At 60.2% G+C, this 13305-nt stretch carries 10 protein-coding genes, 1 tRNA gene and 1 pseudogene; 4 read left to right on the top strand and 8 right to left on the bottom strand.

What is annotated here, in order from left to right; all coding sequences use genetic code 11:
- Nucleotides 1–45: 45 nt before the first annotated feature.
- Nucleotides 46–1485, bottom strand: a complete 1440-nt coding sequence (locus FGK64_RS18730; protein WP_138865371.1) for an NAD(P)-dependent oxidoreductase — start codon at nucleotides 1483–1485, stop codon at nucleotides 46–48.
- Between the two features lie 229 nt (nucleotides 1486–1714).
- On the opposite strand from FGK64_RS18730, the gene FGK64_RS18725 reads away from it, so the two are divergent.
- Nucleotides 1715–2518 carry an undecaprenyl-diphosphate phosphatase gene (locus FGK64_RS18725; RefSeq protein ID WP_138865370.1) on the top strand — a complete coding sequence of 268 codons (804 nt, stop codon included), beginning with the start codon at nucleotides 1715–1717 and terminating at the stop codon, nucleotides 2516–2518.
- A gap of 20 nt (nucleotides 2519–2538) precedes the next feature.
- On the opposite strand, the gene FGK64_RS18720 is transcribed toward FGK64_RS18725, so the two are convergent.
- Nucleotides 2539–3522, bottom strand: a complete 984-nt coding sequence (locus FGK64_RS18720) for a complex I NDUFA9 subunit family protein (RefSeq protein WP_138865369.1) — start codon at nucleotides 3520–3522, stop codon at nucleotides 2539–2541.
- A 209-nt stretch (nucleotides 3523–3731) separates the two neighbouring features.
- Between FGK64_RS18720 and FGK64_RS18715 the strand changes: the two genes are divergently transcribed.
- The 3 genes and pseudogenes from FGK64_RS18715 to FGK64_RS18705 all read left to right on the top strand — a co-directional run.
- Nucleotides 3732–3818: transfer RNA gene (locus FGK64_RS18715), tRNA-Leu, on the top strand.
- A 353-nt stretch (nucleotides 3819–4171) separates the two neighbouring features.
- Nucleotides 4172–4474, top strand: a complete 303-nt coding sequence (locus FGK64_RS18710) for an ATP-binding protein (RefSeq protein WP_171054145.1) — start codon at nucleotides 4172–4174, stop codon at nucleotides 4472–4474.
- A 297-nt stretch (nucleotides 4475–4771) separates the two neighbouring features.
- Nucleotides 4772–4927, top strand: a pseudogene (locus FGK64_RS18705) (IS3 family transposase); the annotation flags it as partial.
- 793 nt (nucleotides 4928–5720) lie between these two features.
- Here FGK64_RS18705 and FGK64_RS18700 read toward each other — a convergent pair.
- The 6 genes from FGK64_RS18700 to FGK64_RS18675 all read right to left on the bottom strand — a co-directional run bounded on the left by FGK64_RS18700 (nucleotide 5721) and on the right by FGK64_RS18675 (nucleotide 13304).
- Nucleotides 5721–6821, bottom strand: a complete 1101-nt coding sequence (locus FGK64_RS18700) for a flagellar basal body P-ring protein FlgI (protein WP_138865367.1) — start codon at nucleotides 6819–6821, stop codon at nucleotides 5721–5723.
- Nucleotides 6818–7825, bottom strand: a complete 1008-nt coding sequence (locus FGK64_RS18695; RefSeq protein WP_138865366.1) for a flagellin — start codon at nucleotides 7823–7825, stop codon at nucleotides 6818–6820. Before FGK64_RS18695 ends, FGK64_RS18700 begins: the two co-directional genes overlap by 4 nt.
- A 2-nt stretch (nucleotides 7826–7827) precedes the next feature.
- Nucleotides 7828–9279, bottom strand: coding sequence for a flagellar hook-associated protein FlgK (gene flgK / locus FGK64_RS18690; protein ID WP_138865365.1), 1452 nt, complete (start codon nucleotides 9277–9279; stop codon nucleotides 7828–7830).
- Nucleotides 9280–9330: 51 nt separating this feature from the next.
- Nucleotides 9331–10632, bottom strand: coding sequence for a flagellar hook protein FlgE (locus tag FGK64_RS18685; RefSeq protein ID WP_138865364.1), 1302 nt, complete (start codon nucleotides 10630–10632; stop codon nucleotides 9331–9333).
- Nucleotides 10633–10720: 88 nt separating this feature from the next.
- Nucleotides 10721–11566 (bottom strand): flagellar motor protein MotB, encoded by an 846-nt coding sequence (locus FGK64_RS18680; protein WP_138865363.1) that lies wholly within the window; start codon nucleotides 11564–11566, stop codon nucleotides 10721–10723.
- 82 nt (nucleotides 11567–11648) lie between these two features.
- Nucleotides 11649–13304 carry a sulfatase-like hydrolase/transferase gene (locus FGK64_RS18675; protein WP_138865362.1) on the bottom strand — a complete coding sequence of 552 codons (1656 nt, stop codon included), beginning with the start codon at nucleotides 13302–13304 and terminating at the stop codon, nucleotides 11649–11651.
- Nucleotide 13305 lies beyond the last annotated feature (1 nt).

Here is a 13305-nt window from a genome sequence, read left to right as displayed (position 1 = left end):
GCTGGATCGTCGTACCGCAGGGGCCTTGCGGCCCCGGTTGCCCTGTTATTCCGCCGCCATCTGGGGCGCCGCGTCAAAGCTGGTCAGGATCGCGTCGGCGCAGTCGCGCCCGTCGCGGATCGCCCAGACCACCAGCGAAGCGCCCCGGACAATGTCGCCCACCGCGTAAACACCGGGTAAATCCGTTTGGCCGGTGGTGAACTCGGCCCGGATCGTGCCCCAGCGGGTCACCGTCAGCTCGGGCTGGTCCCACAGCGCGGGCAGATCCTCGGGTTCAAACCCCAGCGCCTTGATGACCAGATCGGCGTCTTCCACGTAGTCGGACCCTTCGATCAGTTCCGGCGCCTGACGACCGCTGGCATCCGGCGCGCCAAGGCGCATCTTCTGGACCATCACGCCGGCCACGTTCTCGCCCTTGCTGGTGAAGCCCTTGGGCGCGCTCAGCCATTCGAACACCACCCCTTCTTCCTCGGCATTGGCGACCTCGCGCTGGCTCCCCGGCATGTTGGCGCGGTCACGGCGATACAGGCACTTCACGCTTTCCGCGCCCTGCCGGATCGAGGTGCGCACGCAGTCCATCGCCGTGTCGCCCCCTCCGATCACCACGACGCGCTTGCCCGCCGCGTTCATCCGGCCGCTTTCGAAATCGTCTACCGTGTCGCCAAAGCTCTTGCGGTTGCTGGCGGTCAGGAAATCAATCGCGCGCTCGATGCCTGTCGCGCCGCTGCCCGGCATTTCCAGATCGCGCGATTTGTACACGCCCGTCGCGATGATGACGGCATCATGCGCTTCGCGGATCTCTGCGAATGAAATGTCTTCGCCCACGGCGCAGTTGAGCTTGAACGTCACGCCGCCCTTTTCCAACTGCTCGACCCGGCGCATCACCACGTCTTTTTCCAGCTTGAACCCGGGGATGCCATAGGTCAGCAACCCGCCGCCACGGTCGTAACGGTCATACACCGTCACCTGCACACCCGCACGGCGCAGCACATCCGCCGCTGCCAGGCCGCCGGGGCCCGCGCCGATGATGCCCACGCTTTCGGCCCGCTCGACCGAGGGGTTCGCCGGGGTGACCCAACCTTCTTCCCAGGCGGTATCGGTGATGTATTTTTCGACCGATCCGATGGTCACGGTGCCGTGGCCCGACTGTTCGATCACGCAGTTGCCTTCGCACAGACGGTCCTGCGGGCAGATACGGCCACAGATTTCGGGGAAGGTGTTGGTGGCCTGGCTGACGGCATAAGCCTCTTGCAGGCGGCCCTCGGCGGTCAGGCGCAGCCAGTCGGGGATGTTGTTCTGCAACGGGCAATGGCTTTGGCAATAGGGCACGCCGCACTGGCTGCACCGACTTGCCTGCTCCTTGGCCTTTGCGTCTGCATATTCAGCATAGATCTCGCGAAAGTCTGCGCGACGCTCTTCTGCCTCGCGTTTTTCGGGCATGTCGCGCTCTATTCCGACAAACTTGAGCATAGGCTGCTTTGCCACGGGTCGATCTCCAGCGAAATTCCGGTTGGGCACTGTCTACGGCAGGTTAAATCATATTAAAAGTCAGCATTCCTGACCTATAATGAGATTATTTGTGTCGATGCGCCGCTTACGTCCAGTTTTCGACTGATTTTTAGGTCCGTTACGGACTTATATTGCGCCTTCTCTTTCATATCAAGGCGCTTGTACAAGAGCGCGACGCTACTTTGCCATCGCAGGTCACCCAACCATGCCGCTGTTCCAACTGATTCTCATCGCATTGATTCAGGGAATCACTGAATTTCTGCCTGTGTCCTCCTCGGGGCACCTGATCCTGCTTCCCGGGCTGACTGGGCTGACCGACCAGGGGCAGATGATCGACGTGGCCGTGCACGTGGGCACATTGGGCGCGGTTGTCCTCTATTTCTGGCGCGATGTGCGGACCGGGCTGGCCGGGTTGGTCCCGCTGGTTCAGGGCCGGACAGATACGCCGGGCGCGCGGCTCGCGCTGAACCTGATTGTCGCCACCATCCCGGTGATTCTGGCGGGCGCGGTGCTGCACCTGACGGGATTGGACAATATGATGCGCTCGGTCGCGGTGATCGGCTGGGCCATGTTGCTGTTCGGCCTGCTGCTGTACTGGGCCGATCGCCGCGCGACGCAGGACAAGCACGCCGAAGACTGGACACCGATGGGTGCGGTCAAGCTTGGCCTGTGGCAGGCGGTTGCGCTGATCCCCGGCACTTCACGGTCGGGCATCACAATCACCGGAGCGCTGACGATGGGCTATACCCGAGAAGATGCCGCGCGGCTGTCGATGCTGATGTCGATCCCGACGATCCTTGCCTCGGCGGTGCTGCTGGGCACCGATGCCTATCGTGTGACAGACTTGGCGGTGCTGCGCGATGCCGCGATTGCCGCCGGGATGTCCTTTGCGGCGGCGCTGGCTGCGCTGGCGTTGATGATGCGGCTGCTGCGCAGCGTCAGCTTTACACCCTACGTGATCTATCGTGTGATCCTTGGGGTGGTGCTGCTGGGCTATGCCTACACATAGCCCAGTCTGTTCCCGGCAGGTCAGGCCCGCAGGTTGCGCGCCGAGTCCTTGATCGCGTCGTATTGGCCCGAGGGGCGGAACCGCCACAGGTAATCCGGCAGAACCGACTCGGCCGCCGTGGGCGCGATTCCCAGATCGGCAAAGCCCTTGGACCCGTCCGACACGACATTATCGTTGGCAAGGTTCTTCACCTGATCGCGGGTCAGCACCCCGTTTCCGATCAGACCGAACGACAGGGCCGAGCCCAGATCGAACGCACCCGCCATCAGCCGCGCCACGAAGAACGGCAGCGGCAGCAGGATACGGCGGCGGTGAATCACGCCCAGCATCTGCTGCATCAGCTCGCGGAAGGTCGAAACCTCGGGCCCGCCCAATTCGTAAATCCCAGCGGGCGCCTCGCCCGTTGCCCCCATCACGGCGGCCTGCGCCACGTCATCCACATAGACGGGCTGGAATTTCGTATCGGCCCCGACCAAAGGCAGGAACGGCCCAAGCCGCGTCATGCCAGCAAAACGGTTAAAGAATTCGTCCTCGGGGCCAAAAATGATCGAGGGGCGCAGGATCACGGCATCGGGACGCGCCGCCAGAACGGCGGCTTCGCCTTCGCCCTTGGTGCGGGCGTAATCGCTGTCAGAATCCGCATCTGCACCGATCGCCGACAACTGCACCAGATGCGCCACGCCTTCCACGGCGGAAATGCGGGCGACACGGGCCGCACCATCTGCCTGCACCGCATCGAAACTGTTCTTGCCCGAGGGGACCAGGATACCGACGCAGTTCACCACCGCGTCTGCCCCGGCCATCGCCCGGCGGACCGAGTCGTCATCGCGGATGTTGCACAGCACCGGCTCGACCTGGCCGACCACACCGTAGGGCCGCACAAAGATCGCCTCGTTCGGGCGACGCACTGCGACGCGCACGCGCCAGCCCAGTTTGGCCATGCGCCGCGCGACATAGCGCCCGACAAACCCCGACCCACCGTAGATCGTGACGAGTTTAGACATCGGTAGCTCCACTTCGTTTCCGCCTATCCCGTGTATCGCCCGCCCGCGCGCCAAACAAGGCGCAAATCGCCGCGCTGCCTGTGTGGTAAGGGCAGCCCGATCCGTTCGAACCTGCGGATTTCGGCGAGACTTAAAAATAGTTTCATAATCCTCCAAAAATCCGTTTGACACCCCCGGCGCATAGCCTTACACGCCGCTCCACGACACCTGCCCAGGTGGCGGAATTGGTAGACGCGCTAGCTTCAGGTGCTAGTGTTCGCAAGGACGTGGAGGTTCGAGTCCTCTCCTGGGCACCAGTCGTGGCGATTTAAGTCATTGAATTGCCTTGGTTTTGGCTGATTGTGGGCCCAGCGAGGTCCACAATCACGTCCACAAACTGTGACTAGAAGCTTCGCGACTAAACATCTCCGAATAAAATGCAATGGCACTTACAAGTACCGCCAAGGGGTACCTGAGGCGCTTCAAGGTGCGCTTGCGAAGACCGAGTTCGTAAAGGTGCTTGGAAAGATCGAAGCGGGAGCTTTGCACATTTACTCAAGGTATTACGAGCAGGTCGAACAAATACTCTGGTCTTCTAGGCTCCAAAAGCAGCTTGCCTCCATCAAACTGCGCATCATCCCTCTCGGCGACATGCTCTGCATGCGCCTGCCTGGCAAAGGGTGAGCTGGGCTTCTTGCCTCTGTCAAAGACCGGCGCCGAGCAGCTCTTCGAGATAATCTCGCAGCGCTACGAACGGGGCGCTACGCTCATCACCAGCAACCTGCCGTTCGACGAGTGGACATTCGCCCGTGCGCTCGGACCGATGTCGCGAGCGAGTTCACCCGTCGGAACCGAGCGAATAACCGGCGCTCTGTTGGATCGTCTGACCCTCCACGGCAACATCCTCGATATGTATGGAGAGAGCTTCAGGCTCGCGCAAAGCCGGCCCCGAAATGCCGGACAGGCCCAGTAAAGAACCGCAGCGCGTACCGGAAACCACCGCTCGGGCTACGCCCTCCCGCTGGTTTCCGGTACGCGCATAAACGTGGCCTGCTTTTCCGTCGCCCCATGGCTGGCTTTTGCGCCGCCATTGATGAAAGAGCTGAGTCATTATCGGGACGAGGGCTCGCAATACAGGATTGTTTTTAGCGCCTGTTGCTCGACCTCGAGACCACCTGAACCCCTTTCGGCAGCATGCTGCGCATGCGCCTGTCGGGCAATGGATGAGCATAGCTGGAAACGTCTAGGACAATTCTGCCATGAAGAGAATCTCTTTTCCCTCAAGACCGAACAGACCGCGCGAAAGGTCCATCGCACACGCGACGCCGCCCAAGCAGACCTTTTTGCCTACATGGAATGTTTTCATGACCCGAGACGGCAACATTCAAAATTGGGCCACCTATCTCCGGTGGCGTCCGAAGGCTAAGCTCTTCAAACTTAACGCGGTGTCCACGACACCAGCAGCAGGCCACTTCTACAGAATGATCACTGGCCGGCTGCCGAGCACTGCGTAGAAAACACCGTGATGACCCGAACAACGTACCTGAAGGCACGCCGCGCTGCGACCAGCGTGGCCTTCAAGAGCGGTGTTTAGACACCATATAGGGCAGATCAAGCGTAGCTTGAATGCCAAGCTGCATGCCATGTTCGACAGAAACGACCGTCCACTAAGCCTGCTCGTCACTGCCGGTCGGGTCATCGACGAGATCGACTCGACCGTTGCTGAGCACGACGCTGGATGTCGATTGGCTCGTATTGGGCCTTGGTGATCACCCTGATCGGGCCGGGAACCGTTGACTGCCCAGGGGATACGCGATTGCATTGTTAACCGCTAAGAGCGCCGCAAAAACATGGATTTCAACAAGCGCTGGTTTGAATGGCGTATCCGGATCGAGATTTTGTTTGGCGGCTTCAAAAACTGGCTAACTGTCCCGGCCCGACACGACAGATGCACCAGCGTCTTTCTGTCTGCATCGCAATGGCGCCAACCTTCTTCTAATCGCTATGGGTCCTGACCTTGGCCCGCACGGCGATGAACACAGCGTTCGATTCCCCGAACTGGCCCGAACCAATTATGGCACACGGACGTGAGCCAAAGCAGAAACTCGTCTCACCAGTGAGCGGACTTTTCACCAAATGCTTGCGACCCTTGGCACGTCCGACGGATACAGTGCATCCCGACACGGCTTTGCTGGTAAACGACATAACGGACGCCGGCGTCATCTGACCACAAAATCGGCATGAAGCGCGCCAGCAGCTTTCAGGCTTTTCAAAATATCTATAAGGTCTCGCGGAGAAACTCCCAGAGCGTTCAGCCCTGCAACAACCTCGGAAAGAGTCGTGCCCTCGGGCACTTCGGCGAGCGAAATACCAGGGTCTTCCTCAATCGCCGCTCCGGTCCGTGGGACCACAACCGCCTGGCCATCGGTGAAGGGGTTGGGCTGGACGACCAGAGGAGCTTCTTCGATGCGCAACGTCAAATTTCCTTGGGAAACAGCGACACGCGACAAGCGCACGTCGTCACCCATGACAATCGTTCCCGAGCGCTGATCGACGACAACGCGCGCTTTGCGCTGCGGTTCCACCAACAGGTTTTCAATCCGACCGATGGCGTGCGCAGTCGAAGGACTTCGGCTTGAGGAGACGTCGAATTCAACGGTTCCGGAATCGCGCATGATTGCAACGGATCGTCTGAATTCCTGATTTATCACTCTCTCAATGCGACCCGCAGTGGTGAAGTCAGGCTCTCTCAACGCCAATCGGATCGTATCCAACGAGCCGAGATCGAATTCGATTTCGCGCTCTACCCGAGCGCCTGACGGGATCATTCCAGAGGTAGGAACGCCCTGAACAACGGTGGCGGCGTCACCTTCGGCCGCCGCTCCGCCGGCCAGTATAGCCCCCTGAGCCACGGCATATATCTGCCCGTCCGCAGCGTTCAGAGGGGTCATGATCAATGTTCCACCCAAAAGGCTACCAGAATCGCCAATCGCCGAAACTGTCACATCGATCTGCGATCCGACCCGGGCAAACGGGGGCAGAGTGGCGGTAACTATCACCGCCGCAACATTTTTTGGCCGGAATTGTTCGCCGGTCACGTTGACACCCAGGCGCTCCAGGATACTCGTCATGATCTCTTCGGTGAAAGGCGCGTTGCGCAGGCCGTCTCCGGTGCCGTTGAGACCGACGACCAGCCCGTAGCCGACCAAATCGTTGCCACGCACACCGTCGAATTCGACAAGGTCCTTTAGACGCACCACCCCCGCCCGAGCCGAGGTGGCAAACATCACCAGTACAAGAAATACGCGAAGCCAAATCATCTCAGGAAGCTCGACAAGCTCAATTGCGAGGTGCGCGACGCGACCAGGAAAAGACTTTCCAATTGAAACTGGGCTTCTTCAAGCTGCGGTACAACGTCTACGGGATCGGCTTCGAGCAGTGTATTTCGAGACATTGCCAATGCGGTGCGCGTCGCGTTGTTCCGAACCGAAACCTGTTCGATCCGCGACTGTGAATAGCCAATATCAGCACCAACCGAAGCAAGCGCATCCTGGCCCGACATCAACCCCTCTGCACTGTTGCCCATGATCTCGTTCTGGATATCGCCAGAGAGATTTAACATCGGGTCGGTGGCCAGAGCTGTCAGGGCAAGATCGCGGAGCAAGTTTCTGAATTTCGGATCGTCTGCCATATAGGTCATTGAAACCTGCTCGTCCGATGTGACGGCCATCGGCGCCAGCGGATCGTCCGACCCGGAATACACGGTCGCGCGGAAGCCGCCAGGGCTGTCGAACCATGCCTGGGCCGCCGCCTGGATGGCCGCAGCGCTGCCTAAGCCAGCAATTGTTCCGCGCAGGCCCGAAAGAAGATCGTCCGCCGATGCCAATGGTGCGGCACCCGTGGCGGTACCGCCGAATATGCTGCGACCAGCCACGGACCCGTTGAGTTCGGTAATAACCTGATCCAGGTTGATCGCAGCACGTGCCGAATTGGCCTCGCGCACCGCATCGAGGTGGGTTGGCACGGTCGAAAGCAGATCGGTTGCAAGCTCTTTCCCGATCGTGGCCATGCGTTCGACGCGGGCCTGCGCAGCATCGAGAAAAAGGCCTGCCTCTGTCGTCGCAACCGCAAATCCTTCGAGGCGGGACAAATTCTGATCGATGTCGGTGAGGTAGGAATAATCACCGCCCAATCTTTGTGTCACTTTGCTGGTCTGGCCGGTGGCCAACTCTTGTGACAGGGAATCGATCTGGCGTTTCAGCTGGGTCGCGCGACTGCGCATCAGAAAGCTGCTTGCCAAATCTCCTATCGAAATCGCGCTCATAATCAGATCCTCAGCAGACTTTCCATCATTTCGTCGATAACCTGTATCATCCGCGCGTTGGCCGCATAGGCCTGTTCGATGACGATCAGATTGGCCAGTTCAGCATCGGTATCGACCCCGTTTTCCAGTTCGAGCTTCTTGAGTTCCGCCTGCGAGGCGGAGGAAAACCCAAGATCGCGGTCCGCCCGGTAGCTACCTTGCGCCACTTGAGAGATCACGGTGGCCGCGATATCGGCTGCGGCGAGTGCGCCTGAGCCAAATCCCCCCGACGCGGGCACACGTTTTGACGTCAGTGCCTCGCCAAGTGCCTTGATGAGGGTTGCATCACCCGGGCTCCCAGGAATGGCCGCGCCTAGACCGTCGCGGATTTTCCAGGCATCTCCCCCTTGGGCGGGATCGACAAGCTGGTTCACCTTCAGACGCCCGGCCAGACCAACCTCGTAGGTGGTAACGAAGGCAGCGTTATTGTCGGTGAACAGACCAGGGTCACCGGCCAGAAGGGTCGGATCAACGGTCGGATCTTCAAACCGCTCGACAAGATCACGGGCCTGCGCATCCAGCTCGACCTGCGCTGCCACAGCCAATTCATCGCGTACCTGAAAATTCGCGGCGAGAGTGCCCCCGGCCAGACTTTTGTAGTCGGACCCGGTCTGCACAACCCGTCCGTTGACGACAAGCGCGGACAAAGCACCGCTTTGTAACGTCATATCGGGCGTTATCGTGTGGGTTTGTGAGAATTCGACCTTTGCCGCAGGGCCATCCATCAAGATGACACCACCGTCTGAATAGAGAGCAACCCGACCGCGATCGCGTTGCACGACGCGCACGGGCACAATCTCGTTCACCCGATCGATCAGGTTCTGACGCTGATCCATGAGCGCCTCGGCGCCCGAGCCGCTGGAGCCAAGACTGACGATCCGACCGTTCAAGGTTTCGATATCGCTCAGCGCGTTGTTCAGGGTTACGACGCTGGCTGCAATCTTGGCATCCGCTTCGGCACGCATGTTCTGGATGGTGTCGGACGCCAGATTTAGTCCATTGGCAAGCGCGTTGGCTTCTTGCACGACGGTGCGCAACCGTACGTCGGAATCGGGGCGGCTGGCAGCCGAGATCAGGCTGTTTTCGAACCGGGCCAGCCGTCCGGCAATGGAATCGCCAGCCGTATCCGTGCCGATCGCATTGGTCAGACGGGAATAGAAATCGGCAAGAACCGTTGATTTCCCAAGCGTTGCATCGGCCGACCGGCGACTGGCCAGAAGGGCCGGATCGACATGGCGCGTCGTGCCGACCACCCGGGCGCCAGGGGCGATGTCGCCACGGGTCGACAATTCAAGTGAACGGCGGGCGTAGCCCGGTGTCATCACGTTCGCGATGTTGTCGGACACGACCCCAGATGCGCGCCCGGCGACGTTCAGCCCGCTGAGTGCGGTTGTTAATGCGGTCCCCAGTGTCATTGTTCTGGCTCCTGCTCTGGTGGCGAAGGCCCCGAACCGGGGCCATCAGTTTCAGCGTTTGATGTTGGTGGTTTCCTGCAGCATTTCGTCGACCGTCTGGATCACCTTGGCGTTCGACGAATAGGCGCGCTGCGTCTGGATCATGCTGGTCAGCTCGCTCGCGACATCGGTCGCCGATTCCTCGCGGGCGTAAGACACGATGTCGCCGGTGGGGCCTTCACCCGCGTTCCACAGAAAGAAGGTACCGCTTTCGGTTGACGGCTGATAGGTCTGCCTGTCGAGCGAGACCATGCCATTGGGGTTGGGAAGATCGACAAGCGGAATCTTGTAGACCGTGCGCGTGATGCCGGAATCGAACAGGGCGATGACAAACCCGCTGGCATCAACTTCGATACTGGTGATGTTGCCTACCGGGCTGCCGTTTTTGTTGATTTCGACCGGGGCAAATTTGTCTGACAACTGGGTCAGGCCATTGGACTCGCCGACGATACCGATGTCGACCTCGATCGGACCGCCGGCGACGTTAACAAGAACGGTGCCAGCCACCGGATCATAGGCGCCGCCGGACACTTGCGTGACCGACGCCAGCGCACCCCCGTTGCCGCGCGTGTCATCGAAGGTCAACGTGTATTCACCAATGGTCGTATAGCCGCTGGCCGAATCCTCCAGAACCATTGTCCAGGTGTTCGAATTGCCCGTGGCTGGCACCGTCGGCTCGAACGTGATGCGAATGCTCTCGGATTTGCCAAGGTTGTCGTAGTATTCGATCGACAGTTCTTCGATCTTTCCGACGCTGGTCGATTCGGTCGCTGTGGCAGGCAAGTTGGCCGAGATCAGCATCGCGTCAGTCGGTTCGCCCACGAATTCGTTTACGTTGATCTGCACCGGGGCAAGCGAATCCGATGTATCGCTGGGGAAGGTGGGCACCGTACCATCCGGCAGCGCGGGCCAGCCCAGTAGGACGAGACCGGATTCGGTTTTCAGATAGCCATCGGCATCAGCCCGGAACGACCCCGTTGTGGTCAGCAACATCTTGGACGACCCGTTGCCATCCAGCACGTCAACATGCTGTGCCACAGGGATCATCCCGCGTCCGCGCACGGCCAGATCGGTCGGGTTCGAGGTGGACACCAGCGGCCCGCGCTCATCCACCAGTCGCTGCGTTGTCGCGCGCACCCCGCCTGCAGAGTAATTGCCACCAAGGCGGGCGTTCACCATCGACTGGAAATCCGTATTGACGCGTTTGTATCCATAGGTGGAGGAGTTCGCGATGTTGTCCGAAATCGTCGCCAGGCGGCTGGCATTGGCCGTAAGCCCCGAGACGCCCGCGTTCAGCGATGAGGAAATTGTCATGAGGAGCCTTTCTGCTGCTTCCGATCAACTTCCGTCACAGCTACGCCCTATGACTTAACACCACGCTAACAGGTAAAATCCGCCTCACTTACTCTTTGCCTTTTCTCAGCAGAGTCACTTCGATCCGGTTGTTTCGCGGCGCCATCGTATTGGAAACCGCCGGTTTTCTGTCGGCATATCCCGTCACGCGACGCACCCGCTCGGGTCGAAGCCCGCCGGCCTCCAGTAGGCCATGAGCACGTGCCGCGCGTGCACTCGACAGTTCCCAAACCGGATTTTTCGACTGCACGATCGCGTTGGCACGCACATGTCCACCTACCGCGACACCGTTGTTGATATTGGCCGACACCCGCGCAATCATCCGCAGCAGATCGCGCAAGAGATCGCTTGGCTGATCGGTGCCCTCTTTGAACAAGGGCGTGCCGTCGATATCGAACAACTCGATGATCAGGCCCTCGTCGGTCACACGGGTCACGATGTGCTTCAGCGCCTCGTCGGTCACCAGGCTTTCGCCGCCCTTGCCGTTCAGCGCTTCTTCGATGTCCTTGAACACCTCGTTCTCGGCCTCTTGCTGGGCCTGAGAGTCGACCCCGGTGGCGCCAGCGGACTGGCGGCTTTCGGTGGCATGCGCGTCGGTCGCCCCGGTGCCATCGCTCAGCAGGCTATCCTGCGAAAACACGCTGTCCCCGCCAAAGGGCCCATCGCTGCCGCTTGAAACGGAATGCATCGGAATTGACGGCGAAAAGTAATCCGCCAGCCCTTTGCGTTGCTTGTCAGTTGTTGCGTTCAACAGCCACATCAAGAGGAAGAAGGCCATCATGGCCGTGACGAAATCCGCATATGCGACTTTCCACGCGCCCCCGTGATGACCATCGCCACCACCGCCCTTTTTCCGCTTGATAATGACTGGCGCCACGTTCGGTTGCGCCATAATCCCACTACCTTTTTACTCACCCGCGGGCAGGGGTAGCGGAGAGGCGTTAACATGGCCTTAAACGGGGCCGGTTCCGTTGAGGTCAACGATGGTCCTTTGCTGTTCGGCCACGGTATTTCACTGTCAGCTCCAGCGGTACTTCGGTTTCGTCATACACACCCAGCACGATGCCGCGCCCCCGGCTTTTGGTCCGCATCTCGACCAGTTGTGCATCCGAGCGGGTCGTGCGCTGCGACGGGCGTCGCGCCCATTCATTCAGCTTGGCGTACATATCGGCGCGAACGTCTGCGTGATCCTCGCTTTCCCCCAGATCGACAAGCTCGTCTGGGTCATTCAGCAGATCAAACAGGATTGGCGGAAACCCTCCCTCTGCATGGATCATCTTCCACCGTTTTGTCGCCACCATGAAAAGCACCGCGTCCTGCGTGGACACACCCAGCGTTTCGGCCAGTGGCATTGCGGAATAGTCGTATTCGCAGATCGCAAATTCACGCAGCGGCCCCTTCTGCGTGCCATGCAGGATCGGCATCAACGACCGCCCTTCCAGAATATGGCCCAGCGCACCCGCATCGCCACCGGCGATGTCAACGAAGGTCGGCGCCAGATCAATGCTTTCGACCAAGTCCTCGCACACCGTCCCGCGCGTGGCGTCCGCCTCGGGCGAGGGATCATAAATGATCAGCGGCACTCGGGTCGAGGCATCCTGAAAGAACGTCTTTTCCCCCATCCAGTGATCGCCCAGAAAATCGCCGTGGTCCGAGGTCAGCACGATCACCGTGTCCTTCATCCGCCCGGTCGTCTCCAGCCAGTCGAACAACACGCCCATCTGGTCATCGACCTGCTTGATCAGCCCCATGTAGGCGGGAATCACCGCATCGCGCACCTCGGCGCGGGAGAACGCCTTCCCGATGGGGTTGGTCATGAACCCCTTCAGCACCGGGTGCGCATTTTCGAATTCGGCCTGCGACCGGACCACCGGCGTGATGTGCTCAGGCCCGAACATGTCATGGTAAGGCGCGGGCACGATATAGGGCCAATGCGGCTTGATATAACTCAGATGACAGCACCATGGTCCATCCGCCTGTTCGATGAACTCCATCCCCCGGCGGGTCAGATAGGGCGTTTCGCTGTCATGTTCGGCAATATTTGCCTGCTGCACGGCATTTTTCAGGAACCAGCCCGACAGCACGTTGCCCTCGTCGTCGACGCCCGAATTGGCGTGATCGTGCCAGGGGTTGTCGCCCTCATAGCCCTGTTCGCGCAGATAATCGTTGTATTTCAACGCGCCAAAATCGTCATAAAATCCATCGGGGCCCTCGGGGCGCATCCCGTCGTCGCGTTCGTACACATCGAACCCGCATTCCGCCACCCGCGCGCCGATCAGGCTGTCGGCCGCCAGACCCAGCCGCGCCATCCCCTCGGCGTCGGCGCGCATATGCGTCTTGCCCACCAGATGACAGCCCATGCCCAGCGCGCGCAGGTGATCGCCCATCGTCATCTCGCCCACCTTCAGGGGGATGCCGTTATAGCTCGCCCCGTGGCTGTGAACGTAGCGGCCCGTATAGGTCGACATGCGCGAGGATCCGCAGATTGGCGACTGGATGTAGGCCCGGTCGAACCGCACGCCCATCGACGCCAACCGGTCGATGTTGGGTGTGTGCAGATGCGGATGCCCATAGCACGACAGGTAATCCCACCGCAGCTGATCGAACATGATGAACAGGATGTTCTTGGTCATC

This window comes from Arenibacterium halophilum, assembly GCF_005938225.1.
GTDB lineage: Bacteria > Pseudomonadota > Alphaproteobacteria > Rhodobacterales > Rhodobacteraceae > Arenibacterium > Arenibacterium halophilum.
This window is presented reverse-complemented; position numbering and strand designations above follow the sequence as displayed.

Coding starts and splice junctions, on each gene's coding strand:
- FGK64_RS18725 (WP_138865370.1), top strand. CDS start 1,715: ATGCCGCTGTTCCAACTGATTCTCATCGCATTGATTCAGGGAATCACT.
- FGK64_RS18720 (WP_138865369.1), bottom strand. CDS start 3,522: ATGTCTAAACTCGTCACGATCTACGGTGGGTCGGGGTTTGTCGGGCGC.
- FGK64_RS18700 (WP_138865367.1), bottom strand. CDS start 6,821: ATGATTTGGCTTCGCGTATTTCTTGTACTGGTGATGTTTGCCACCTCG.
- FGK64_RS18695 (WP_138865366.1), bottom strand. CDS start 7,825: ATGAGCGCGATTTCGATAGGAGATTTGGCAAGCAGCTTTCTGATGCGC.
- flgK (WP_138865365.1), bottom strand. CDS start 9,279: ATGACACTGGGGACCGCATTAACAACCGCACTCAGCGGGCTGAACGTC.
- FGK64_RS18685 (WP_138865364.1), bottom strand. CDS start 10,632: ATGACAATTTCCTCATCGCTGAACGCGGGCGTCTCGGGGCTTACGGCC.
- FGK64_RS18675 (WP_138865362.1), bottom strand. CDS start 13,304: ATGACCAAGAACATCCTGTTCATCATGTTCGATCAGCTGCGGTGGGAT.